General features: G+C 45.1%; 17 protein-coding genes. 13 read left to right on the plus strand and 4 right to left on the minus strand.

Going from position 1 to position 22,520, the window contains the following annotated elements; translation table 11 throughout:
• The first annotated feature begins 6 nt into the window (after positions 1 to 6).
• From ppdK to D9A03_RS10575, 4 genes are all read left to right on the plus strand, one after another.
• Positions 7 to 2,667 (plus strand): pyruvate, phosphate dikinase, encoded by a 2,661-nt coding sequence (ppdK, locus tag D9A03_RS10555; RefSeq protein ID WP_120497143.1) that lies wholly within the window; start codon positions 7 to 9, stop codon positions 2,665 to 2,667.
• A gap of 411 nt (positions 2,668 to 3,078) precedes the next feature.
• Complete coding sequence (locus tag D9A03_RS10565) at positions 3,079 to 3,492, plus strand: rhodanese-like domain-containing protein (RefSeq protein ID WP_120497145.1); 414 nt, start codon at positions 3,079 to 3,081, stop codon at positions 3,490 to 3,492.
• Between the two features lie 76 nt (positions 3,493 to 3,568).
• Complete coding sequence (locus tag D9A03_RS10570; RefSeq protein WP_120497146.1) at positions 3,569 to 5,509, plus strand: methyl-accepting chemotaxis protein; 1,941 nt, start codon at positions 3,569 to 3,571, stop codon at positions 5,507 to 5,509.
• 124 nt (positions 5,510 to 5,633) lie between these two features.
• Positions 5,634 to 6,380: an ABC transporter substrate-binding protein gene (locus D9A03_RS10575; RefSeq protein ID WP_120497147.1), complete on the plus strand. Its 747-nt coding sequence runs from the start codon at positions 5,634 to 5,636 to the stop codon at positions 6,378 to 6,380.
• A 4-nt stretch (positions 6,381 to 6,384) separates the two neighbouring features.
• On the opposite strand, the gene D9A03_RS10580 is transcribed toward D9A03_RS10575, so the two are convergent.
• Positions 6,385 to 7,269, minus strand: coding sequence for a DMT family transporter (locus D9A03_RS10580; RefSeq protein ID WP_120497148.1), 885 nt, complete (start codon positions 7,267 to 7,269; stop codon positions 6,385 to 6,387).
• A 265-nt stretch (positions 7,270 to 7,534) separates the two neighbouring features.
• Between D9A03_RS10580 and D9A03_RS10585 the strand changes: the two genes are divergently transcribed.
• From D9A03_RS10585 to D9A03_RS10605, 4 genes are all read left to right on the plus strand, one after another.
• On the plus strand, positions 7,535 to 8,701 hold the full coding sequence (locus tag D9A03_RS10585) for an ABC transporter substrate-binding protein (protein WP_120497675.1): 1,167 nt from the start codon (positions 7,535 to 7,537) through the stop codon (positions 8,699 to 8,701).
• Positions 8,702 to 8,862: 161 nt separating this feature from the next.
• Positions 8,863 to 9,972 carry an iron ABC transporter permease gene (locus tag D9A03_RS10590; RefSeq protein WP_120497149.1) on the plus strand — a complete coding sequence of 370 codons (1,110 nt, stop codon included), beginning with the start codon at positions 8,863 to 8,865 and terminating at the stop codon, positions 9,970 to 9,972.
• The gene (locus tag D9A03_RS10595) at positions 9,969 to 10,742 is read left to right on the plus strand and encodes an ABC transporter ATP-binding protein (protein WP_120497150.1); all 774 of its coding nucleotides are present in this window, start codon (positions 9,969 to 9,971) and stop codon (positions 10,740 to 10,742) included. Before D9A03_RS10590 ends, D9A03_RS10595 begins: the two co-directional genes overlap by 4 nt.
• A gap of 635 nt (positions 10,743 to 11,377) precedes the next feature.
• Positions 11,378 to 12,883 carry an aldehyde dehydrogenase family protein gene (locus tag D9A03_RS10605; RefSeq protein WP_120497152.1) on the plus strand — a complete coding sequence of 502 codons (1,506 nt, stop codon included), beginning with the start codon at positions 11,378 to 11,380 and terminating at the stop codon, positions 12,881 to 12,883.
• Between the two features lie 81 nt (positions 12,884 to 12,964).
• Here D9A03_RS10605 and D9A03_RS10610 read toward each other — a convergent pair whose 3' ends face one another.
• The gene (locus D9A03_RS10610; protein WP_162938083.1) at positions 12,965 to 13,714 is read right to left on the minus strand and encodes a TetR/AcrR family transcriptional regulator; all 750 of its coding nucleotides are present in this window, start codon (positions 13,712 to 13,714) and stop codon (positions 12,965 to 12,967) included.
• Positions 13,715 to 13,978: 264 nt separating this feature from the next.
• On the opposite strand from D9A03_RS10610, the gene D9A03_RS10615 reads away from it, so the two are divergent.
• From D9A03_RS10615 to D9A03_RS10625, 3 genes are read left to right on the plus strand one after another with little or no spacing between them, the layout of a single operon-like run.
• Positions 13,979 to 16,321, plus strand: coding sequence for an RND family transporter (locus tag D9A03_RS10615; RefSeq protein ID WP_120497154.1), 2,343 nt, complete (start codon positions 13,979 to 13,981; stop codon positions 16,319 to 16,321).
• A gap of 20 nt (positions 16,322 to 16,341) precedes the next feature.
• Positions 16,342 to 17,163: an outer membrane lipoprotein-sorting protein gene (locus tag D9A03_RS10620; protein WP_120497155.1), complete on the plus strand. Its 822-nt coding sequence runs from the start codon at positions 16,342 to 16,344 to the stop codon at positions 17,161 to 17,163.
• 12 nt (positions 17,164 to 17,175) lie between these two features.
• Positions 17,176 to 18,480, plus strand: coding sequence for a hypothetical protein (locus tag D9A03_RS10625; RefSeq protein WP_120497156.1), 1,305 nt, complete (start codon positions 17,176 to 17,178; stop codon positions 18,478 to 18,480).
• 181 nt (positions 18,481 to 18,661) lie between these two features.
• Here the strand turns inward: D9A03_RS10625 and D9A03_RS10630 are convergent, their stop codons facing one another.
• Together D9A03_RS10630 and D9A03_RS10635 are read right to left on the minus strand one after the other, a co-directional pair.
• A complete protein-coding gene (locus D9A03_RS10630; protein WP_174233647.1) occupies positions 18,662 to 19,093 on the minus strand; it encodes a VOC family protein in 432 nt (143 codons plus the stop codon).
• 70 nt (positions 19,094 to 19,163) lie between these two features.
• Entirely contained in the window at positions 19,164 to 20,090 is a 927-nt protein-coding gene (locus D9A03_RS10635; RefSeq protein ID WP_162938084.1) for a class I SAM-dependent methyltransferase, read from the minus strand.
• A 163-nt stretch (positions 20,091 to 20,253) separates the two neighbouring features.
• On the opposite strand from D9A03_RS10635, the gene D9A03_RS10640 reads away from it, so the two are divergent.
• Together D9A03_RS10640 and D9A03_RS10645 are read left to right on the plus strand one after the other, a co-directional pair.
• Positions 20,254 to 21,234, plus strand: coding sequence for an ArgK/MeaB family GTPase (locus tag D9A03_RS10640; RefSeq protein ID WP_120497158.1), 981 nt, complete (start codon positions 20,254 to 20,256; stop codon positions 21,232 to 21,234).
• A complete protein-coding gene (locus D9A03_RS10645; protein ID WP_120497159.1) occupies positions 21,231 to 22,457 on the plus strand; it encodes a Card1-like endonuclease domain-containing protein in 1,227 nt (408 codons plus the stop codon). The genes D9A03_RS10640 and D9A03_RS10645 overlap by 4 nt, the downstream gene beginning before the upstream one ends.
• Positions 22,458 to 22,520 lie beyond the last annotated feature (63 nt).

Here is a 22,520-nt window from a genome sequence, read left to right on the forward strand (position 1 = left end):
GAGAACATGACCAAATGGGTCTACAGTTTCGGTAATGGCAAGGCTGACGGCAAAGCCGACATGAAGGAACTACTCGGCGGCAAGGGCGCTAACCTTGCCGAGATGTCATCGCTGGGGCTTCCGGTCCCGCCCGGTTTTACCATCTCCACCGAAGTCTGTACGGCCTATTATGATAATGATCGAAACTATCCGGATGATCTCTCTGGTCAGGTTGATGAAGCCCTCGGCCAGATAGAAGATATTGTTGGTGTAAAATTCGGAGACAACGCGAACCCTCTGCTTGTCTCTGTCCGTTCTGGCGCACGTGCTTCTATGCCCGGTATGATGGATACAGTCCTCAATCTTGGCCTTAACGATATTACCGTCGAAGGTCTGGCCAAGGTATCTGGTGATGAACGTTTCGCCTATGACAGCTATCGTCGCTTTATCCAGATGTATAGTGATGTTGTTCTTGAAGTTGATCACCACTTCTTCGAAGAAATACTTGAGCTACACAAAGAAGATAATGGCCTGATCCTTGATACGGAGCTTTCCGCTGAAGACTGGAAGGGTATTATTGTCCAGTACAAGAAGATTGTTGAAGAAGAATACGGCAAGCCTTTCCCGCAGGACCCGAAAGAACAGCTTTGGGGCGCGGTATCTGCTGTATTTGGTTCCTGGATGAATGCCCGTGCAACAACCTATCGTAAATTGAATGATATCCCTGCAGCGTGGGGTACGGCGGTTAACGTGCAGGCCATGGTTTTTGGTAATATGGGCGATGACTGCTCGACAGGGGTTGCCTTTACCCGTAATCCATCCACAGGTGAAAATGCTTTTTATGGTGAGTACCTGATCAATGCGCAGGGCGAAGATGTGGTTGCGGGTATCCGTACGCCGCAAAATCTGACGATCAAAGGCAAAGAAGAACAGAATTCTGACCTTCCATCTATGGAAGAGACAATGCCAGAGGTGTTCAAACAGCTTGATGAAACTCGTCATATTCTTGAAAAGCACTATCGCGATATGCAGGACATCGAATTCACGGTTCAGTCCAATAAGCTTTTCATGCTGCAAACACGTGCCGGTAAACGTACAACGGCTGCGGCCCTTCAGATCGCCGTTGATATGGTTGACCAAGGTCTTATCACAAAAGAAGAAGCTGTTGGCCGTGTTGAACCGGCAGCACTTGATCAGCTGTTGCACCCAACACTTGATCCTGACGCGGAACGTAATGTCATAGGGCACGGTTTGCCGGCTTCACCTGGCGCGGCATCCGGACAGATTGTTTTTTCTGCCGATGAAGCTGAAAAGATGGCCCAGTCTGGTAAAGATGTAGTTCTTTGCCGCACAGAAACTTCGCCTGAAGATATTCATGGTATGCACGCTGCCAAAGGTATTCTGACTTCTCGTGGGGGCATGACGTCACATGCGGCTGTTGTGGCTCGCGGAATGGGACGCCCTTGTGTATCCGGTGCGGGTGATCTGCGTATGGATTACAAAAACGAGACTATGATTGTCCGCGGCGAAGAACTGAAGGCTGGTGATATCATTACCATCGACGGCAGTAACGGTGAGGTTATGTTGGGGGAAATCCCTACAATTCAGCCGGAAATGTCTGGTAACTTCTCCACGCTTATGGAATGGGCAGATAGCATCCGGACAATGAAGGTACGTACCAATGCCGAGACGCCTAATGATTGCCGCACAGCGCGCAGTTTTGGAGCAGAGGGCATCGGACTTTGTCGTACCGAGCATATGTTCTTTGATGCAGATCGTATTGTCGCCGTTCGTGAAATGATCTTGTCTGATGATGAAGCTGGACGTCGTAAAGCTCTGGATAAAATTCTGCCGATGCAGCGTGAAGATTTTGTTGAAATCTTCAAAATTATGGCGGGCTTGCCCGTTACAATCCGTTTGCTAGATCCGCCACTGCATGAATTTCTGCCACACGGCACGGAAGAGATGCAGGATGTTGCTGATGCTGCGGGTGTACCGATTGAAAAGCTTCATGCGCGTGCAGCAAAGATGTCGGAAACAAACCCGATGCTTGGACATCGCGGATGTCGTTTGGGAATTTCCTATCCGGAAATCTATGAAATGCAGGCTCGAGCAATATTTGAAGCGGCAGCGCAGGTTTCAAAGTCCGAAGGTCAGACGGTTGAACCAGAAGTGATGATCCCGTTGGTTGGTATGAAAAAAGAGCTAGAGATCCTCAAGGCTCTTGTCGACCGTGTTGCCAAAGAAGTGATGGCTGCCGAAGGTGTGCAGATGAAATACCTTGTGGGGACGATGATCGAACTACCGCGTGCGGCTCTGCGTGCTGCGGATATTGCGGAAGAGGCTGAGTTTTTCTCATTCGGTACCAACGACCTGACACAGACGACCTTTGGTTTGTCTCGTGATGATGCGGGTAATTTCCTTGGTGCTTACGAGCGTAACGGTATCATCGAGCAGGATCCTTTTATCTCTCTTGATCAGGAAGGTGTTGGTGAACTCGTTGAAATTGCTGCGGAGCGTGGACGTAAAACCCGGAACGGTATCAAACTTGGTATCTGTGGTGAACATGGTGGTGATCCGGCGTCGATCAATTTCTGTCAGAAGATCGGTTTGAACTACGTTTCCTGTTCTCCGTTCCGTGTGCCAATCGCTCGCCTTGCCGCAGCGCAAGCCGCTATTAAAAAGTAGTACTGTCCAAAAAATAAGTGACCGTTTTGAAAGGGTAGCTTTGTCTACCCTTTTTTGTTTAGAATTAAATATGCATATAAAATGCACCATTAACTTGTTTGAAAGAAATACTACTTATAATACCCTTTGATTCAGGTTCTGGATTGGGGGAAAATACAATATTATGCTTTGTGAAAGCAGGATAAATGGGGCGGAAAAATAACTTGTAAAGAGCATCAAATGAATGATGCCATTGGTTTTGTTTTGCTTGCACAGTGTTATGAATAAATGAACAATTTCCTCACATTCGAGCAGAAAGCTATCGAACAAAAGGTTTTCTCTAACAGGTAATCTGGATATGTCCAAGTACGTTTGGTGTGCTTGTTTAGATGTTTGTGTTTAATTAAGTGTGTGATGATTGTGGAGAGTAAAATGAAATCTTTTTTTCGTGTTTTAACTGTTATTTTTCCTATGTTTTTAATAGCAAATGTACAGGCGGATGAAATATCACCACTGGAGGTTTCTGGTGCAAAAACAGTAGATGTTACAGAGGCAAAGGCTCTTTTTGATGAGGGTGTATATTTTGTTGATGTACGAAAAGATTCTGATTGGGAAGCCGGTCGGGTACCTGATGCGATTCATATTGAGTTAAAAAAAATATACAGTGAGCAAACTTTAAGCGAAGAAGTTGAGAAGGATGCCAAAGTTGTTATCTACTGTAATGGTGAAAAATGTCTGCGTTCAGCGAAAGCAGTAACACAAGCCGTTGAATGGGGATTTGCCAATGTTTTCTATTTCCGTGATGGTTTCCCCGCATGGAAGACAGCCGGTTATCCTGTTGAATAGGTGTTAGAGAAATACAAGAGGTGGGCAGGTGCTCATCTCTTGTACATGTACACGGGTCGTTTTGGGGGAAAAGAAAATGTTGTTGCGTGTCAGAGTTTTGATCGCTGCTCTTGGTGCTATGCTATCTGTTGTCCTTGTAATGTTAGGGGCGGGTTACATTGCTCTTTCAGCTTCGGAAGAGAGATACGATGATACTGCTATGTCTTCCCAGAATTTGTTGTTTAATAAAACGGTCGCAGTACGACAACAGGCAATGACTGAAGCATTGCCAAAGCTTGCTCGAAACAAAGAACTTAAAAAGGCTTTATCAAAGAAAAAGTGGGATAAAGTATCAGAATCGGTGGTTACCACCTTTACTGCCTTTAGCGCAGGAGGATTAGTGGATGGTTTGCAAGTTGCCGATATGGAAGGAATTCTCAGATTTTCGCCTGAAGGTGAAAACATTGTCGGGCAACAAACAGCTTCCTTACTTGTCAATGAAGCTATAGAAACTGGCAAGATTGTAAGTGGGATAGATAAAGATAAATCGGGTCATATTTATATTTCTGTTGCAAGTGGAATCAATTTGCGGGGGAAACCTATCGGTATCGGTATTTTACAAAAAGATATAAATAGTGCCTTTATCGAATTGAAGTCTGACACATCAATTGACAGTGTTTTTCTTAGGCCTGATGGATCTCTATATAGCGAAACAACGGAAAATATATGGGCTGATTTTGGTCCAAAATTTTCTATTCAAAATCAATCTGGAACAGAGGTTATTTCTTTTGATGATCTTACTTATGAAGTTATATACAGGCCATTAAACTTTGTTGATGGCTCATTGGCGGGTACTTGGGTTACCTTTTTTGATGTTACTGAAGTGTATGCAGAAACCTTAATTATTCGCCAGATCACAATTGCTGTCCTTGTTATTACGTTGCTGGTGCTGGTGTCCGGTATTTATTGGTATCTTCGAAAATCCCTGCGTCCATTGACAGCAATTGTGAAAATCATGCATCGCCTTATGCAGGGGGAACGTGAATTCGAGATTCCTGAAGCTGTTCGTAAAGACGAGATAGGTAATATTACAGAGGCTGTTGTATTGTTCCGTGAAAATATGATTAGGTCAGAACAACTAACTGCGGCGGAAAATAATCGACAAGCGAGACAAATTGAACTGGCGGCAAAGAATGATGAGTTGATCAAGACTTTTGATGAGGTCATTGGTATCGCAATAAAGTCAATGGGAACTGAAATTGAAGACATGCGTATAACTGCTGATAGTCTGGGACAACTATCGGATGAGACCGGGCGTTTTGCAAAATCCGTTGCGACCTCTGCGGATGATGCATTATCCAACGTATCTACTGTATCGGCTGCAGCCGAAGAGTTAAATGCATCGATTGGGGAGATTAATCGGCAGGTTCAAGGATCAGTCGAAATTGCTGATGACGCATCTATCAAAGCCAATAAAACCGAAGAAAACATAAAACAGCTTGCGGTTGCCACAGAAGAGATTAGCAAAATCATTGATTTGATTACCTCTATTGCTGAGCAGACAAATTTGCTAGCCTTAAATGCGACGATTGAAGCAGCACGAGCTGGCGAAGCAGGGAAAGGATTTGCCGTTGTCGCCGGAGAAGTAAAAAGCCTTGCATCACAAACAGCAAAGGCAACAGACCAAATTACAAATCAGATTGCTTCTATCCAAGAGGCTTCTGCGACGGCAGTTACCGGTATTAGTGAAATAGCGGTGACGGTCAGTGACGTTAAGAATGTTGCGACTGCGATTGCTTCCGCCGTTGAAGAACAAGGTGTTGCCACGCAGGAAATCGCCCGAAATATCGAACAGGCTTCTGGTGGTACGTCTGAAGTCAACAGTAATATACAACAGGTCAGTTCTGCTGCAAATCAAACGAGAAAAGAAGCGGGAAAGGTTGTGACGGCTGTTAATGTTGTTTCTGACAATACCAAAACGGTCCAACAGGCTGTTGAAAAATTTTTAAGGGATGTAAGACAGGCTCAGTCAGCGTAGCGATAAACTTTACCATTTTTGATTTGTTAAACAGGCTTCAGGTAAATGTATATAGTGGTTATCATAGTACAAAAGTGCGTGTGGTTTTGGTTGTAATGCTGCATAAGAGTATAAAAAGATACCGATGAAACTGTTGTGGATTTCTGTGTTTAGCGTTTGTTTCTATGTGAAAGCGCTGTGTGTAGCTGAGGTAGCAACAGCCTCGGGAAAAGAACTGGTTATTTCACGACTTAATAGTACAGATGGCGATATTGTCATTTCCTACGTTTTAGAGAAAATCTATAGCCGTATAGGATATAATGTTTCTTTTGCCGATTATCCTGGGCGCGAGTCTTTGGAAAACGCCAATGCTGGAATAACAGACGGCGAAAACATGCGCCGGGCCGGTTTAGAGTCGGAGTATCCAAATTTGATCCAGCTAGCTTACCCGCATGTAGATCTTAGTTTTCGGATCTATACCAATCGTGAAAAAGGGTTTTTAACTACGGTTGATAGCTGGAAAAACAAAAGAATTGGTATTGAAGAAGGCGTGCTCATTTCCGAAGAAGTTACAAAAGGTTTAAATCCGTCGCTTTATAGTTCAGTGGGGGACATGTTCAAGCAACTGGATGCGGGAAATGTTGATGTAGTTATTGCAACCGATTTGATCGGTGGTCTTGAAGTTCTCAAAAATTTTAAAGGGAAAAATATAAGAACGCATGGTCCGGCCCTGAAAGTCGTATCCTTGTTTCACTATCTTCATAAACGTCATGCAGATCTGGTTCCTGTCCTTAACAAGGAAATAGAACTTCTGCGCAAGAATGGAGAGTTAGACAAGCTTTACCTTGATGCGTTTAAAGCCGTTCGTGAAAAGACAGGTGAAGCCCAATAGAAGACTAAACAACTCGATTTCTCGAGACGATCAAGACGCCGATAGCTGCAACAGTCATCCCACCCCAAGCGAGCAGGGGCATTTCTTCGCCCAGAAGTAACCATCCGAACAAAGCTGCAAGTGGAGGCACGAGAAACATTAGGGACGAAACGCTTGACACTTCTCCGGCCCTGATCATGGCAAGAAGCAAGCTCATGGCCAGAATTGAATTGCCAATTGCCAAATAACCAAGGGCGGCAACGAATTCAACAGTCCAGTTGATCTGCATGGTTTCGAAGGTCAGGGCAATGGGGGCTACAACCGCAAAACCAGCGGCATATTGAACCATATTGGCAACAATCGGATGGTAGCCGCCGCCAAAGCGTTTTGCATAGATTACACCACTGGTGATCCCCAATAACCCCAATACACTAAAGCTGACACCGATCAGAGTTGGGGGTTCGATGTCTGATCTGGCGATGATGACAATCAGAACTCCTGTGAGTCCCAGTATTAGCCCGAGCCAGCGGAACCAGCTAACTTTTTCTTTTGCAAGCCTTGGGGCCAAAATGGCAACGAAGATGGGTTGCAAAGACATGAAAATAGCCAAAACACCAGCCGATACGCCAGATCTGAACGCCCACCAGCAAAATCCAAAATATACGGCTTGTACCAGAATCCCTACGACAACCAGATGAACCCAGTCAGCAATCCGTTGAGGCAGGGATGGCTTGAAAAAGAGATAAAAAGGAACCAGTAAAATCACGACAAATGAAAACCGCATGGAAAGTAACGTCATCGGTTCCGCATATTGTAGTCCTACCTTGGCAACGCCGTATCCCCCTGCCCATAAAAATGTAAAGGCAACAGGTGCGAGTATTAACCAAAGAGGTTTTTTGCTTATCGTCATGGTGGGAGGATCCAGAAAAGGGGTGTATTCATCACACTATCAAGCAAAAAAGCTGATGGATATAGCCAATGTGAATTTATTGATAGGGACAGATTGGCGTTATAGCATGTTTGATAAGAAATTTTTATTGCGAATCATTTGCATTCTCATTTATTTTAAGTATCCTGCCTCCGTTCTATGTTTCTGGTCGATGCTCTGGGTTAAAATAGCTCTTATTTTTTCCTGCAAGCTGAATGCGGGACTTGACCCCGTTGGAGGAAATCAAATGAAAATCACGAAATTAAAAGCTGCTGCTACCGGTTTTGCGGCGACTTTGGCAATGACTGTTGGTCTTGCTGCTGTATCATCAAGTGCGGCCTTGGCCGACAAAGTAACGATTACAGATATTGCCGGGCGTACTGTAGAAGTGGAAAAAAACCCGGAGAAGATTGTTCTGGGTGAAGGGCGTATGATCTATTCCATCGCTGTTCTCGATAGAGAAAATCCCTTCAAGCGGGTTGTTGGATGGAAAGATGATTTGATTAATTATGATCCCGATGCCTATCGCAAGTATATGGCACGCTTTCCGGAGGTAGCAAACATTGAGAACCTTGGTAGTCCCTATGCTGCTGAATATAGCCTGGAGACAGTGATTTCGCTGGATACAGATGTTGTCTTTCTCAATCTTGGTAATCTGTTAAAGGCGCAGGAAAGTGGCCTTCTGGACAAGTTGGATAAAGCTGGTATCCCTGTGGTTTTCCTGGATTTCCGTCAACGTCCAACTCAACATACTGTTCCAAGTTTGCAAATTTTAGGGCGTGTCTTTGACGAGCGCGATAACGCAGACGAGTTTGTTGATTACTATCAGAAAAACATGATGACAGTGTTTTCACGCGTCGCAGAAATCAAAGACGAAGACAAACCAGTTGTCTTTATCGAAAATGCGGCGGGATACAATCCAGACAAGTGTTGCACCACTTACGGCAGTGCTAACCTGGGGCGTCTTGTTGATCTGGCCGGGGGATTGAACTGGGGAACGAAAAAATTCCCCGGACTAAAGGGAAAAGTGAACCCGGAAGTGATCTTTACAGACGATCCGGACATCATCATGGGAACAGGTGCAAACTGGTCAGAAGCTCAGCCCGGTACGATGGCGGTTTTGTTTGGCTATGAAGCAAGTGAAGATCTGGTGAATCAAAGATTGGCAGCCTTGGCGGGTCGCAAAGGGTGGAGCGAGCTAAAGGCTGTGAAATCAGGACGTTTTCATTCTATCTATCACCAATTCTATAACAGCCCTTATCATTTCGTGGCGTTACAGACTTTCGCTAAATGGTTCTATCCAGAGAAGTTTGCCGACCTCGATCCGGAAGCGACCTTTGTTGAGTTACATGACAAATTCCTCCCGATTGACTATAGCGGTGTGTTCTGGGGATCTTTGCCAGCAACACAGTAACTCCTGAAATGAAGCCTGCGAGATTTGTGATACTCCTTTAATTTTCAGGGGGCACTATATCTCGCAGGTCTTTTGCTCTTTGGTGTTGAACATATAACGGGGCATTTTTAGCTCTGTGCCCAGTGTTTATTTTTTAGAGTATGTATTCAGAAAGAACGGTAATGTCTTTTAGCCCTGAAAAGTTTGGCAGTGCAGACGAGGTGGATGCTGCTATCAGTACTTATGAAAGCACAACTGTTCAGATAGGGTATCGCCGACAGTTGAGGCATCGTTATATAATCTTGTTGGGCGTTACACTTTTACTGTGTGCCTCTTTTGTTTTTGATGTGGCTAATGGCCCTGGAAACTTTCCGCTTTCTGTTGTTTTTGAAACACTGCTAAACCCTCAAGCACATGGAATAAAGCTAGAGGTTATTATCTGGGATTATCGTTTGCCCATTGCGATTACCGCTGTATTGGTCGGTGCCATTCTGGCGCTTGCCGGGGCACAGATGCAAACAGTGCTGAATAATCCCTTGGCCGAACCTTTCACATTAGGGGTGTCTTCTGCAGCTTCATTTGGTGCGGCTCTTGCCATTGTTGTTGGCTGGAGCATTGTACCCAATCTTGGGCCATTGTTGGTGACCTTTAATGCCTTCGTCTTTGCGTTGATGACGTGCGTTTTCATTTTGGTTGCAACCCGTATCAAAGGGGTTGGTACCGAGACGATGATCCTGTTCGGGATAGCTGTCTTCTTTGCTTTTAACGCGGCGCTTGCCATGATGCAGTATATGGCTTCCGAAGATGAATTGGCTCGTATCGTTTTTTGGATGATGGGATCTCTTTCCCGTGCAAGCTGGGAGAAGATATCTTTGGGGGCAATCCTCTTAAGTTTGGCACTTCCCTATAGCTTTTATCGAACCTGGCAGTTGACAGCCTTGCGAATGGGGGATGACACAGCGATCAGTCTGGGCATTGATGTCGCCCGGTTGCGGGTTGAGATGCTGATTGTCATTTCTTTGCTCGCTGCAACTGCGGTCGCCTTTGTCGGCACAGTCGGTTTTGTCGGTTTGGTCGGCCCTCATATTGCCCGGTTAATTGTCGGAGAGGATCAACGCTTCTTTGTTCCGCTTTCTGCTCTGGTCGGTGCACTGACTCTCTCGCTTACATCCATCATAAGTAAAATGATAACCCCGGGAATCATTTATCCGATTGGTATTATTACTGCCTTGATCGGTGTTCCTGTTTTCATTTCGCTTATCCTCAGTACCCGAAAGGAGCGGTTGTCATGACGTTTGAAATTTCCAAACTTTGTTCTGGCTATGGGAAAAAGCAAATCCTAAAAGGTGTTTCTGTTGCAAAAGTATCGGGGGGTGAATTTGTAGGGCTTATTGGCCCGAATGCATCAGGTAAATCAACTTTGTTCAAATCAATCGCCGGAGCTGTCAGGCCAACTGATGGGGTAATTACTCTTGATGGACAGGATCTTAGACGTGCAAGTCGCGGGCAACGATCCCGAGTTGTAGCCTATATGCCCCAATCTTATGGATGTAATGCGGTTTTGACTGTTTTCGAATGCGTGTTGCTAGCTTTAAAACAGATGACGGGATGGCGGGTAAAGCAAGATGATCTTCAACGCGTTTCTAATGTTCTGAATGCTTTGGGGTTATCGCATCTGGCTGATCGCGGTATTTCAAAGTTGAGTGGTGGTCAGGCGCAAATGGTCGCTGTGGCTCAAACGCTAGTGAGGGAACCCCGGCTGGTTTTACTGGATGAGCCGACTTCTGCGCTGGACTTGCATCATCAACTCTCAATTCTTTCGACGATCCGTGCCTTTATGCGGAACAAGAACATGATTGTGATAGCAGCACTTCACGATCTTAATCTTGCTGCTCAGTTTTGTGATCGTCTTGTGCTGATCAAGGAAGGGGAAATCCTTGCAGATGGGAAGCCCGAGAAGGTTTTGGCACTCAAGGAAATTGACGAAACTTATAGAGTCATGACTAATCTGGAAAGAACCAGCCGTGATACGCTCTACGTGGATGCTCGTCTGTCAGCTTGAACAAGATCTATTTTGATTGCTTGGGCCAATCTAGTCCCTCTTTTCCTGTTTTGAAAATTTGAAAAGCATGTTCGGGTATCAGGATTCTGCACTGCTTTAACAAGCAAGCTATATGCTATGGTCGGGAAATAAAGACTGTACATTTTTCGGGGTATAGCCTTCAAAGAGCAAATCCCATGTGCAAGCAAATCCCATGTGCAACGGGGGCCTTTTTGAAAGTATTGGGACTTTTTCCTGAGTTGTCCAAAATTGGATTTGTAATTCTTACGCAATACTATAGTGAGAAGTGCTATCAACGGGTGAGAATTTTACTGAAAGCGCAAGAGGGGGAGCTAACCGATAATAAGCTGAGTTTGCGCTCTATCCTGTCATGGTCCAGTGAAAAAATTAATTAAAAATGCTATTTATATTTTAGGAGAACTTCTGATAAGTCGGTCTGATAAGTAATATCATGCTAATCTGCTTTGTGTTCCTTTAATCACTTCCTGTGTGGTTAACTTCATGAGTTTATATTATGGGGTTGCAATAATTCCTTTATTGTGAATTTTTAGGATCTGATTAATTTAATATTTTAGAAAGTATACAATCAGCGCGTCAAGTTCGCCTTTTTGACAATTTTTATTGAGAGAACCGAAATGAGTTATACTGATATCCTTCAGCGCCTGGAATTGACAAAAGAAGAAACCTTGGGCGGTTCCCTTTGTGTTATATCACCTGTTGATGGTTCGGAGATCGCTAAAGTCCATGAGATTTCTGCTGACAAAGTTACTGATGTTATCCTTGCTTCGAAAAATGCATTTAAAGTATGGCAAAAGGTCCCGGCGCCTAGACGGGGGGAATTGGTCAGGCTTCTTGGCGAAGAACTGCGTGCATCCAAAGAAGACCTCGGCCGTCTTGTCACACTGGAATGCGGGAAAATTTATGAAGAGGGTCTGGGCGAAGTACAGGAAATGATTGATATCTGTGACTTTGCTGTCGGGCTTTCGCGTCAACTTTATGGATTGACAATTGCTTCTGAAAGACCTGGTCATCACATGCGGGAAACCTGGCATCCACAAGGTGTCTGTGGCGTTATTTCGGCCTTTAACTTCCCGGTTGCTGTCTGGTCCTGGAATACAGCGCTTGCCCTTGTTTGCGGGAATTCAGTTATCTGGAAACCGTCGGAAAAAGCACCGTTAACAGCCCTGGCTTGCCAAAAAATATTCAAACGGGCTGTTGCCCGCTTTGGTGATGATGCACCGGAAGATTTACATCAGGTAATTGTTGGTGGTCGCAATGTTGGTGATGTTTTGGTCAGTAGTGACGATGTTCCAATTGTTTCTGCTACAGGGAGTACTGCGATGGGACGCCTAGTCGGGCCGAAAGTCGCTGAACGTTTTGGTCGATCTATTCTGGAGTTGGGGGGCAACAATGCGATGATTGTCTCGCCGAGTGCGGATCTTGACATGGCTGTTCGTGCTATTCTGTTTTCAGCTGTCGGAACTGCGGGGCAACGTTGCACAACCTTGCGTCGGTTGATTGTACACAAAGATATCTATGATCAGCTAATGCCGCGTGTGATTTCTGCCTACCAGTCTGTCAAGGTTGGTGATCCCTTGGTTCAGGGGACACTTGTTGGACCGCTGATAGATCGAGGATCTTTTGATGCTATGCAAAGTGCGCTAGCTGCCGCCAGGAAATCAGGTGGTGTTGTTCACGGTGGGGACCGTGAGCTGGAAGATACCTTCCCGGGTGGATTTTATGTCCGTCCGGCTGTTGTTGAGATGCAGGAACAGAATGATGTCGTGAAGACAGAAACCTTTGCTCCCATACTCTATGCCATGAAGTATGATGATTTCGAGACGGCAATAGAAATACAGAACGATGTCCCGCAGGGGCTTTCGTCATGCATCTTCACCACGGATGTGCGCGAGGCCGAACAGTTCCTTTCCGATGTCGGGTCAGACTGCGGCATTGCAAATGTGAACATCGGTCCAAGCGGCGCAGAAATCGGTGGTGCCTTTGGCGGTGAAAAGGAAACAGGTGGTGGTCGAGAAAGTGGCTCTGATGCGTGGAAAGCCTATATGCGTCGTCAGACAAACACTGTGAACTATTCCCGAGAATTGCCGCTGGCTCAGGGTATTACCTTTGATATTGATTAGGGTGATATTGATTAAGTTAGACTGATACTATCCGGATAGACACAAACAACAAGTCGTTTTCGAGTGGCTTGTTGTTTTCGTTTATTTCTTTGTTTTAACTTTCAACCCATAAATAAAGCGTTCGACTGTGCTGTCCACAATCGCGTCAATCTCTTCGGGGGAGGGTGGTGGTGCACCTGTGACGAGGCAGTCGAGATATCGGGCACCGAAGAGCATGGAATAAAAACTTTGACCGGTTTCGATTGGGTCTGCGATGTCAATTTCACCGTCGGCCATCTTTTCTTCCAGATAGGCTGCAAGAATTTCGCGGGAAATTTTAGGCCCTTGTTTCATAAATTCGATGCCGTGAGATGGGTCAGTTTCTGCCTGTGAAATCAGGATGCGAAAAAGCGAAACGCTGCCGTGATAATGCAACATATGAAGAAACTTTGTGCCCAATTCTACAAGGCACTCTTTCAACGGCAGGTTATGGTTTGGTTTGACATCAAGCTCTTCACGCTTGAGATCGCAAAAATTGGTAATCGTGTGTGCAAAAAGTTCTTCTTTAGAACCAAAGTGACTGTAAACGGTACGCTTTGACACGCCGGCAAGTGCTGCAATTTTATCCATACTTGCAGCTTCGAAGCCCTGTGTAATAAAAATTTCACTGGCAGCGTTTCGAATGTCGTTTCTTTTTTGTTCCGAACGACTTAATTTTTGACCAAGTGATGCAAAAAGACACCTGTCCTGGTCCCAGCTTGATGGATTTTGAACCGAGTCTTGATCAGCATTTATTTCTTTTTTTGAGGCCCTATGCCCCAGTGTACCTAGGATACAATTATCTTTTGTCAAATTCGACTCCAAATAAACTACACCGTGTAGTTTACATTGAATTAGAAATAAGTAAACTACACCGACTAGTTTACTTCATTAGTGATCATGTTTCAAGTTAAGGTAATACCGGAAAACGTTTGATTTCCAAAACAAAAGCGATCTTTGGTGCGTATAAAACTGAATTTGTTTTAGTCTTGTCGTGCTTCAGAGGTCATAGTTTCGGTAAAAGCTAAAGAATTATGATTGCTTGGAAGAAAGCGATATCTATTCGGAGCTTGGCAAATGAGCAATTTTATGGACCGCCTGTCAGTCAGTTATGCAAAAGGCATAATTCGCTGGCGCTGGCTCGTCCTCCTGGTCACAATTTTGGCGACGCTTGGTGTCGCATCAGGCGGACGTTTTCTTTCCTTTACAAGTGATTATCGTGTCTTTTTTGGCGACGACAATCCGCAATTGAATGCATTCGAAAGTTTGCAGGATATCTATACTAAAACTGATAATATTCTGTTTGTCCTCAAGCCAAATAATGGCAAGGTCTTCACGACACAGTGGTTGGAAGTTGTAAAGGATCTTACAGAAGAGTCCTGGCAAATCCCCTATTCTATTCGTGTGGATTCCATTACCAATTTTCAGCATACGGAAGCTATTGAAGACGATTTGACTGTTGCTGATCTGGTCGAAGAAACCGGCGGTTTAAGTCAGACCGGATTGGACCGGATAGAGCAAATTGCGTTGAGTGAGCCTGCGCTGGCAAAGCGGATTATTTCCGAAGACAGTACCACAACAGGGGTACAGATTACCCTTCAACTGCCGCCAGATGATGCGGTTGCTCTTGATCAGGCTGTAAAGTATGCGGAAAACATGGCTGCAGTCATTGAGGCTGCTAACCCGGAACTTGAAGTGGCGATCACAGGCCTTGCGCCATTAAGTAATGCCTTCCCGGCTGCTTCCATGGCAGATATGGGCACACTGACACCTTTGATGTTCCTTGTGATCATCATCTTTCTCGTGGCTTTCCTGCGTTCCTTTACCGGGACTTTGGGCACGTTGCTGGTGACCATCTTTTCGACGATGGTGGCAATGGGGGCTGCGGGTTTTGCGGGTATCAAAATGACACCACCATCCGCAATGGCCCCAACAATTATCCTGACAATTGCTATTGCTGACTGTGTGCATATTCTGGTGACAATGTTCCATGAAATGCGTCACGGTACTGCAAAGCGGGATGCTATTGTGGAAAGTTTACGCGTTAATATGCAGCCAGTATTTCTGACATCATTAACAACTGTTATTGGTTTCCTTAGCCTGAATTTCTCCGAAGCGCCACCGTTCCACGACCTTGGCAATATTGCGGCTGTTGGGGTTATTGCAGCCTGGATTATTTCTATTGCTTTCTTGCCTGCCTTTATTGCAGTGATGCCTGTTCGGGTTAAGCCTGTTGTGACGGGGAAATCATCTGTCATGGAGCGTCTTGGCGAGTTTGTAATTGGCCACAGAACAAAGCTTTTGCTGGGCATGGGGCTGATCGTTGTTGGGACATCGTCTTTCATCTCAAAAATTGAGCTTGATGACCGTTTTATAGAATACTTCGATACCACTGTTCCTTTCCGTGTTGATAGCGACTTTACACGGGATAACCTGACCGGGGTTTATCAGGTTGAATTTTCGATCAATGCTGAAGAATCAGGTGGTGTTTCCAGCCCAGTATATCTGGCACATCTGGAAAATTTTGCGAACTGGTTGCGTGACAAGCCAGAGGTTGTTCATGTGAATTCGATCACTGACATTCTCAAACGCCTGAACAAATCAATGCATGGGGATGACGAAAGCTGGTACAGATTGCCAGAGGAACGTGATCTCGCAGCACAGTATCTGCTGTTGTATGAAATGTCTTTGCCTTATGGTCTTGATCTTAACAGTCAGATTAATATCGATAAATCAGCATCCCGGATGACGGTCACACTGGATAATGTTTCTTCCAACGATATGCGGGAAATTGCGTTGGAATCAACACAGTGGCTGCAGGATAATGTCCCCGGGTATATGGTGGCTGATGGTTCCGGCGCCGCAGTAATGTTTGCACACCTTGCTGATCGTAACATCAAATCCATGTTGAGTGGTACAGCGTTGGCCTTTGTCTTGATTTCCCTTTCATTGGTATTTGCCTTGCGCAGCCTCAAGCTTGGTCTCATTAGTCTGATCCCGAACATGGTTCCTGCGATTATGGCCTTTGGCGTCTGGGGATTATTTGTTGGTCAGGTTGGTCTTGCGGTTTCCGTGATCGCGGCGACGTCACTTGGCTTGATCGTGGATGCAACAGTTCACTTCCTGAGCAAGTATAACCGTGCCCGGAAAGAGCGCGGTGAGTCATCTGCGGATGCTGTCCGCTATGGTTTCAGGACTGTGGGTAGTGCGCTGTGGATTACAACGGCTGTATTGGTTGCCGGTTTTGCGATCCTGTCCCTGTCAACCTTTGCAGTGAATGCAGATATGGGGTTGTTGACGGCTATAACAATTGCCATCGCCCTGTTCATTGATTTTCTGTTACTGCCGCCACTGTTGATGTTGTTCGATAGAGAAAAGGCAACAGCCACTAGCACAGCGCCAGCTGCGCCAGCTGAATAAAGAAGTTGGAGTTTTTAAAAATGAGTAAAAAACTATTATCGACCGTTTTCTCTCTCTCCCTTGTGGCATTCACTTCCGGTACGGCGCTTTCTAGCGCCGCACTGGCTGATGAAGCTGCGGATATTGCAAAGGGAACTCAGATTGCCGAGGAGTGGGATCGCCGTGATTGGGGATTTGGTGATACTGAATCCTATATGGAAATGCAGTTGGAAAACCGTCATGGTGATAAATCTGTTCGTGAGATGCGTCAAAAGACTCTGGAAGTTCCAGGCCATGACGTAGGTGATAAAAGTCTCACGATTTTTGACAAGCCAAGGGATGTCAAAGGAACTGCTTTCTTGAGCTTTGCAAAGATCTTTGATCCTGATGATCAATGGATGTATTTGCCAGCTGTGAAACGTGTAAAGCGTATTTCATCCAAGAATAAATCCGGGCCATTTTTAGGGTCAGAGTTTGCGTATGAGGATCTGTCTGCGCAGGAGTTGAAAAAATATACCTACAAATGGTTACGAGACGAACCCTGTGGTGAATTGCAGTGTGCGGTTGTCGAGCAAACGCCGACCTATGAAAATTCTGGCTATACCAAGATGATCACTTGGTATGATCTGGCTGAATATCGTCAGCAGAAAATCGACTATTATGACCGTAAGGGCAAGTTGCTGAAAACACTGACATCTTCAGACTTTAAGCAACACCTCGATAAATACTGGCGTCCGTATAACATGTACATGGAAAATCACCAGACAGGTAAGAAAACACGACTGGTCTTTTCCAAAATTGAGTTCCAGAAGGGCTTGAAGGATAGCGAGCTTACCAAAAATACGCTCAAGCGTGTGAGATAAGAGAGTGAGTAGATGAGATCGCGTTTCATCCTTTTTAGAAAAATGAAGCTGATCAAGTTGGCCGCCCTGATTATTGTAACCGGGGCCGTCTCATTGGGGGCGTCTATTCTTTCTGCTGTATCTGCGAGTCAGGCGTATGCTCAAGAACAGGCAGATGAAGTCGAAAGCGATATTTATTGGGAATACTCTGGTTCTGCGAGTTTTGACTTACGAGTTTTTCCTGATTCAGCCCTGCACAGCGGACAACGGGATCAACACTTGAATCCATCAATCGTTCTTGAACCGGAATTTCTGATGGAATGGAATGCTGGCGATGACCGTATTGATTTTAAGCCCTTCCTCAGACTGGATGCGCAGGATGATGAACGGCGTCATGGAGATATCCGTGAACTGAAATACCAACATATTGATGATGGTTGGGATTTGAAAGTCGGGGCTGATAAGGTCTTTTGGGGGGTCACAGAATCTCGACACCTTGTCGACATTATCAATCAGACTGATGGTGTTGAAGATGTCGATGGTGAAGATAAGCTTGGTCAACCCATGGTCAACCTGGGTATTCAGAATAGCTGGGGTGATATTAACATCTTCGCCATGCCCTATTTCCGCGAACGTACTTTTCCGGGACGGAAGGGGCGCTTGAGGTCTGCATTACCGGTGGATACGGATAGTGCAGAATATGAGTCGGATCTGGAAGAGTTCCATCCTGATTTTGCTCTGCGCTATTCAACGGTTCTCGGAGATTGGGATCTGGGACTTGCTCATTTCTATGGGACAAGTAGAGAGCCACGGTTTGTCGTCAAGCCAGATGGTAATGGTCAACCAAGACTGATTCCCTTCTATGATATTATTAATCAAAGCTCCATTGATGTTCAGGCCACTTTTGATGAGTGGCTCTGGAAAGGGGAAGGTATATATCGCCGGGGGCAGGGGGATGATTTCATCGCCTTTTCGGGCGGCGTTGAATATACTTTTTTTGGCATTATTGGTGATTCTGGTGACCTGGGGTTACTGGCAGAATATCATTATGATGGTCGTGATCAGGATGAAGCGCCGGGCGCAGTGCTGGATGATGATATCTTTGTTGGGGCACGCATCACGCTGAACGATGTTGAAGATACAGATTTTCTCGCAGGTGTTATTGTTGATCGTTTAAGCCATGCCCGGAGTTTTTCTATCGAGGCAGATCGACGCCTGAATGACAGGTGGACAATCGAGGCCGAGTTACGGATTACAGATGGTCTAACAGCAAAAGAGCTCCAATACGATGTTCGCCGGGATGATCATCTTCAGGTTCGCCTCAGCTACTATTTCTAATGAGTGATACTAATTCTTCTTTTGGGGCGTAAAACCAATTCTGGGCTTTCGGGTTTTCTATTCCCCGATAGATTCCATCCGAAAGCAAAGAAGAGAAAGGGTCGCATTTTGCGGCCCTTTTTGGTGTTCATTTCCAACACTTACAAGTCGGGAGATGCAAAATTTTCCAAATATTTACCACTCAGGTTGCGAAAAGCTCTTTTTCAATATCTTTGAAGCCTTTGAATTCCAGTGCGTTTCCAGAGGGATCAGTGAAAAACATGGTACCCTGTTCTCCTGCTTCTCCTTCAAAGCGAATGTAAGGTTCTATAATAAAGTCATCAATAATATTGCGCATGCGTTCAGCGAGGTTTTGCCAATCTTTCATTTGCAAGACAACTCCGCAATGGGGAACGGGTACACCATGCCCATCAACGGCATTTCGAATTTGTCCAACACTACCATCTTTCCCCAATGTTTCATCCAGGTGAACCACGAATTGATGCCCGAACATATTATAGTCAATCCATTTATCGCTGCTTCGACCTTCGGAGAACCCCATTTTTGTGCCATAAAACTCTCTGGCTTCATTAATATCCCGAACCGGGACCGCGATATGGAAAGGTGTTAGCATTGTGATGGCTTTCTCTTGAATGTTACTTGCGAAAGAGGAAATATTTTCTTGGCGGAATATCGCCGAGCACCTAACATTTTCTGAAAACACCCTGAATGACGGATGTTTTGTTTAATGCCAGATTTTTTTTCAAATTTTTGGCGCGTTCGGGGAAGTCTTTGCCGATGAAAAGTGCTGGATTAAGCTCTTTTGATAGTTTGTGGTCATCATTATCCGTTGCACTGTAGTTGTGAAACCACAGATGTGTTTCTGCTGTTACATCAGTCCAGATTTCCCTATGAAATCCAAGGTCTTTCAATATATCTCGAGTGGCTTCCCCAGTGATCAGGTGATTGTGTTCCGGTTGGCTTGCCCAGGGAACGGGGAGCTGGATTTGTCGTTCTTCGCTTGTTTTAAGGGTGTCGTTGGAAAATATATCGTGAAATAAAAAGGTACCACCGGGTTTGAGAACTCGTTTGATTTCTGAATAAAAAGTTTTTTTATCAGCTATATTCATGGATGTATGCTGGGTCCAGACGATATCAAAATGACCATCGTCATAGGGCATGTCACAGGCATTACCATGTGTAATGTCAATACGTTTATCCAGCCCACAAAGGCGGTTTAATAGAATGGCTGTTTCACAAAAATCTTTAGTCAGATCAATGCCATAAACCTTGCAGACAAACCTTTCAGCGATAAAACGGGCTGGCCCACCAATGCCACAGCCAATATCCAGAAGTTTGGATCCGGGATGTGCGGAAAGATATTCACTGAGTTCCTGTGTAGAGGCGCGTCCTCTGGAATGGAGGTGGTCAAAAACGGAAAAATCCTTTGCACTGAAGAGGGGCTTCTGCGGACTGTTTTTATCATTCTGATCGTTTGCATGATTATTCAGGTTTGCAATATCTACCTCCAACAAGCTTGCAACTCTCTTAGCAAGATTGCCATCGCCACCATATTTAATACTTGATTTTTCCATAGCTCGTTCTTCTTTCGCCCCCTGTTCTCTTCTCATACCAAATTTTCTTCTGGGCTTAGGCCGTTTTTTATGTGGATGCATTTTTTATTATTATCCAAGGAATTTATAATGAAATAAAGCGATAGTTATTTAATGCTGAAACAGATTGCTTTTGTTAGCATTGTGTTATGCAGAGTTTGATTAAAGGGCATAGTGGAATATGGTTGAATGTGTAACACCGGGTTTGGCATCGCTTCGGCAAGGCCGGAAACTGGATTTTTCACGTGCACTTTCCGGGTTGGAGCAATCCTATGAAAAAATGCTACCTCTTTTGAGTGAATGTTATGCGCAACCTTGTGCGCAGGTCATTGGTATTACGGGGCCGCCTGGCGTTGGCAAATCGACTTTGCTATCCGAAATGATTTCAATCTATCGCGAGCAAGGACGAACGGTTGGTGTCATTGCAATTGACCCTTCATCAAAACAATCTGGTGGGGCCTTTCTAGGGGATCGTGTTCGTTTCTCTACGGAGCCGGAAGACCAAGGTGTTTTTGTTCGATCAATGGCAGCGCGACAGCGATTGGGCGGGTTGGCTGATCATACAACAGCTGCAATGGTTTTAATGCGTGCCGTATTTGATATTGTCTTAATTGAAACAGTTGGCGTAGGGCAGTCAGAAACAGATGTGTCCAGTGTTGCGGATAGCATTGTGTTTTGTGTTCAACCGGGATCGGGTGATTCTTTGCAGTTTATGAAGGCCGGGATTGCTGAAATTCCTGATATCGCCTTGGTAACCAAGGCTGATTTGGGGGAAGCGGCGGAACGCGCAAAAGCAGATTTACGGGGGGCATTGTCCCTGGCTTCCACGCATTCGGATGAATGGGGTGTCAAAGTTTTATCTGTTTCAGCCAGCAGTCAGGCAACAAACAATCAAACCAATAATAATCAGGATAGCGTGCAAGATTTTATTTCTACTCTTGGTGAACACTATCAGTGGATGCAGGGAAAGGGGGTGCTTGCTGACAAGCGTCAAAAACAGGCTCAACATTGGTTGTTTGAGGGATTGAAAGACAATTTTGGCCGTAAAGGCCTTGATTTTATCCAGCAGAGAAAGCTTTTGCCGGATAATTTGGATTTATGTTCTCCCTTTGAAGTGTTAGGGACGATAAATAGCCAACTTGGGTTTTCGACAACGGGATGACAGAGACTAGATCCGGTCCTGTCCATATTTGTCTGGTGTCTGATACCAGCTTGCCAAATCTTAACCCGGCACTGGCGACGATAGCGGAAAGTCGTTTTTTTCCTCCTAAACGAGTGTTGCTCCTTTGTGATAATCGTCATTTGGAACAGGCCCGTTATCTCAAAGAAGCGCTTGTCGATCATAAGATTATCGTTGATATCCACACCATAGATGAAGGACTTGACCCCGTGGAGATTTCTTCCCTGATTGGTCAAATTTCTGCTGTGTTCGAAACTCTTTCTCCTGATGAAAAACAGTTGGCTGTTCTTAATGCTTCTGGTGGAGGTAAAGCACTTAGCCTGGCAGCTGTATCAGTTTTTATGCGCAATCACCTGCCTGTATTCTTGGTTGATTCAAAAAATGATCGGATTGTGTGGCTAAGTGGTGCGGCAAAATCAGCCTTTGATATCCCTGATAACGCGTCTCTCGAAGATGTTTTGTCGGGAAACGGATTTAAAATTATTCCACCGAACCCCGTTCGCCACATGCTCAGCGAAAAGCAGGTGCGACTTGGGGAAAACATGGCCAAAAATGCGAAGAAGTTTTCGCAGGTTATTGGTGCTTTCAACGGGTATATGAGCAGAGCAAAAGAAATGAAGGGCTATTACCAAGCAGGCCCTGTTTCACATAAATTGCGTAAAAATAATAGCTTTATGCATATGGTCGATTGTTTTTGTGAAACTGGATTTCTTGAATGGAAAAAGCAACATTTGGTTTTCAGAGGGCAGGAGACAGCCAGGTTTTTGAGAGGTGGCTGGTTTGAGCTTTATGGCTATGGGGTTATTAATCAGCTTAAACGTCAATGGGCAGAACAAAATTATCCGGTGCAGATTGGGGATATTGTCAGCGGTGTTAATATTGAGGCACCAACAGGATCGCGGAACGAAATTGATATTGCGTTCCTTTGTAATAATCGTCTCTATCTTATTGAGTGCAAGACCGGATATTTTAGCCCCAATTCTCATCCCTCGGGGCCGTCGAGTACAATGCTCTACAAACTGGATTGGCTAAAAGATTTAGGCGCACCAGCGAGTAAAACGGCTATATTCAGCTATCGTTCCTTACCTGATCATGATCGGGAACGCGCTCGACAGATGCATATTGAAGTAGTGGCCGGGTGGCCGGATATTTCTGGTTTAAAAACTTTCCTTGAAAACTGGATTGAAGTGCCGCAAACAAACTAGCTCTGTAGATCTCTTTATGATCTAAATAGAGGATGAGTTCATATTCTGACCTATCTTTCACCT

Origin of the sequence: Kiloniella sp. EL199, assembly GCF_900313065.1 — a bacterium.
GTDB lineage: Bacteria > Pseudomonadota > Alphaproteobacteria > Kiloniellales > Kiloniellaceae > Kiloniella.

What these genes read in the sequence shown, in the direction of transcription:
- D9A03_RS10615 (WP_120497154.1), top strand. Translation starts at nt 13,979, where the DNA reads ATGAGCAATTTTATGGACCGCCTGTCAGTCAGTTATGCAAAAGGCATA.
- D9A03_RS10605 (WP_120497152.1), top strand. Translation starts at nt 11,378, where the DNA reads ATGAGTTATACTGATATCCTTCAGCGCCTGGAATTGACAAAAGAAGAA.
- D9A03_RS10620 (WP_120497155.1), top strand. Translation starts at nt 16,342, where the DNA reads ATGAGTAAAAAACTATTATCGACCGTTTTCTCTCTCTCCCTTGTGGCA.
- ppdK (WP_120497143.1), top strand. Translation starts at nt 7, where the DNA reads ATGACCAAATGGGTCTACAGTTTCGGTAATGGCAAGGCTGACGGCAAA.
- D9A03_RS10570 (WP_120497146.1), top strand. Translation starts at nt 3,569, where the DNA reads ATGTTGTTGCGTGTCAGAGTTTTGATCGCTGCTCTTGGTGCTATGCTA.
- D9A03_RS10635 (WP_162938084.1), bottom strand. Translation starts at nt 20,090, where the DNA reads ATGAGAAGAGAACAGGGGGCGAAAGAAGAACGAGCTATGGAAAAATCA.
- D9A03_RS10565 (WP_120497145.1), top strand. Translation starts at nt 3,079, where the DNA reads ATGAAATCTTTTTTTCGTGTTTTAACTGTTATTTTTCCTATGTTTTTA.
- D9A03_RS10590 (WP_120497149.1), top strand. Translation starts at nt 8,863, where the DNA reads ATGTCTTTTAGCCCTGAAAAGTTTGGCAGTGCAGACGAGGTGGATGCT.
- D9A03_RS10580 (WP_120497148.1), bottom strand. Translation starts at nt 7,269, where the DNA reads ATGACGATAAGCAAAAAACCTCTTTGGTTAATACTCGCACCTGTTGCC.
- D9A03_RS10630 (WP_174233647.1), bottom strand. Translation starts at nt 19,093, where the DNA reads ATGCTAACACCTTTCCATATCGCGGTCCCGGTTCGGGATATTAATGAA.
- D9A03_RS10625 (WP_120497156.1), top strand. Translation starts at nt 17,176, where the DNA reads ATGAGATCGCGTTTCATCCTTTTTAGAAAAATGAAGCTGATCAAGTTG.
- D9A03_RS10595 (WP_120497150.1), top strand. Translation starts at nt 9,969, where the DNA reads ATGACGTTTGAAATTTCCAAACTTTGTTCTGGCTATGGGAAAAAGCAA.
- D9A03_RS10640 (WP_120497158.1), top strand. Translation starts at nt 20,254, where the DNA reads ATGGTTGAATGTGTAACACCGGGTTTGGCATCGCTTCGGCAAGGCCGG.
- D9A03_RS10585 (WP_120497675.1), top strand. Translation starts at nt 7,535, where the DNA reads ATGAAAATCACGAAATTAAAAGCTGCTGCTACCGGTTTTGCGGCGACT.
- D9A03_RS10575 (WP_120497147.1), top strand. Translation starts at nt 5,634, where the DNA reads ATGAAACTGTTGTGGATTTCTGTGTTTAGCGTTTGTTTCTATGTGAAA.
- D9A03_RS10645 (WP_120497159.1), top strand. Translation starts at nt 21,231, where the DNA reads ATGACAGAGACTAGATCCGGTCCTGTCCATATTTGTCTGGTGTCTGAT.